The 1,852-nt window shown below is 70.1% G+C and carries 1 protein-coding gene; it reads right to left on the reverse strand.

Going from position 1 to position 1,852, the window contains the following annotated elements; genetic code table 11:
• Window positions 1-1,852, reverse strand: a 1,852-nt coding sequence (locus ACEN88_RS30640) for a hypothetical protein (protein WP_413345792.1), incomplete at both ends; no start/stop codon positions are given.

The raw sequence follows: 1,852 nt of genomic DNA on the forward strand, positions 1-1,852 counted from the left end.
CCCCCCCCCCCCCCCCCCCCCCCCCCCGCGGCGCGGGTGTCTTTTTTTTTTCTTAAACACCCACCCCCCGCGGCGCCGGCGGCGCGGGCGCGCGGCGCGGGGCCTAACCACGTCCGGCGCGCCCGGCATCTGGGCCAGCTGCAGCCACGTCACGGGCAGCATCTCGTAGCGTTCGGGCGCGCTGGGCACCGGATCGGTCACCTTGGTTGGCACGAGGCGCGTGCGGTGCAGCGGTTCGGGCGAGTCGACGATCACGGCCACCGGCTGCGGCGGCTGGGCGGGGTCGGCCTGCTCCCACAGCGCGACGACGCGCGGCGCGGTGGGCGTGCCCATCGGCCCGAGGCCCGCCGCGATCATCGCTTCATCGAGCTCGCTGCCCTGCGGCGCGTGGCTCGCGAACGTGGACGACAACGTTGCGATGCGGCCCGCCTCCACGTAGCGGTGTTCGGGGCGCGTGCCGAGGAAAGTGTTGGCGAATTCGCCCAGGGTGCCGTAGGCCGAGGTCGAGAACGAGCGGCGCAGCACGCGCTCGCCCACCGTGTTCTCGGGCGCGTCCTCGTCGACCGACTCGATGTCGACGACGTAGTCCGTGCACGGATCGAGCGGGATCGGCACCGTGACCTTGCTGTGGCGGACCATCTCGGCCTCGAAGTCCACGCACGGCTTGCCGCCATCTTCCTGAAGCACTTCGCGCACGCTTTCTTCCCACGGCGACAGCAGGCCGCCCTTCACGTCGTCCAGGGTGTCCGCGTTGATCGGGAACGGATGCGGCACCGCCGGCGTGGAGGCCGGGCGGCGGAACGACGCCGCCTTGATCCGGACCTGCAGCTTCTTGCCGTAGGCCGCGTACAGGTGGCTCACGTCGTTGGTCGCGAACACGAACGACAGCGGTTCCTGGCCGAACACGTGGCTCTCGCCTTCCTCCGGCAATGTCATCAGCACCCACGGATCGAGCTTCTTCGGTGCTTCGTCGTCGGTGCGGAAGTGGTAGACGCGGCTTTCCGTCGTCGCGTCGATGTCGTCCGTTTCCGCCGCCGTCGGACGGGCGTCCTGGTCGGAGGTCCGCACGGTCCACTCGACCTTGACCTGGTACGCCGTGTCGGGCGCCAGCAGCGCGTGGCCGCAGGCGTCGTCCGACAGCGCGGCTTCGACGGCACCGTGATTGCGCGTCGTCGTCGTCTCGTCCCAGTCGTGGCGCGCGATTTCTTCGGCGTGCATGAATTCAGCCACGGCCAGATAATAGGGACGCATCAGCAGGCGCATTTCTTCCGGCCGGATCGGATCGCGCATGCTCTGGCCGATCTCGATCGTGTGGACCTTGTTCGCGCCCTTGATCTCGACGATCACCGGCAGATATGCCTTGTTGCCCTGCGTGGACGTCGTGCCGCCCAGCGCGGACAGGTAGCCGGCCGCGAGCTGCACGTCGTCGCGCCACGGGCCCGCGGCGCTCATCCACTCGGGCGGCACGGGGCGGGTCGGCACGACGTCGGCCAACGTGACGGCCTGCCCGGCGAGCAGCGTGCCGTCCTTGGCGCGCTGGCGCACCAGCACGTTCTCCTTGCGCACGAGGGTGGACAGCACGAACAGCAGCAGCCGTCCGGCAGCGATTTCTCCGCTGTGGAGGACGATGCCGTTGAAGAGTTCCGGCGGGCGGAAGCCGAGCGCTTTCCACGCCTGCTTCACGGCCTTCTCGTCGGACGGGTTGCCGAGCGCGATCACGCGGCCGTCGTCGTTCAGCGGGCTGGCCAGCACCTTCGCTTCGCAGCGCTGCGGTTCGGTTGGCGACGTGGCCGCGGCGGCCAGGTGCACGGCGGACGTCGCGAGTTCGGCGCGCGACAGCGGCTGTCCGGCC

It is taken from the genome of Massilia sp. CT11-108, from assembly GCF_047302915.1.
GTDB lineage: Bacteria > Pseudomonadota > Gammaproteobacteria > Burkholderiales > Burkholderiaceae_D > Telluria > Telluria orientalis.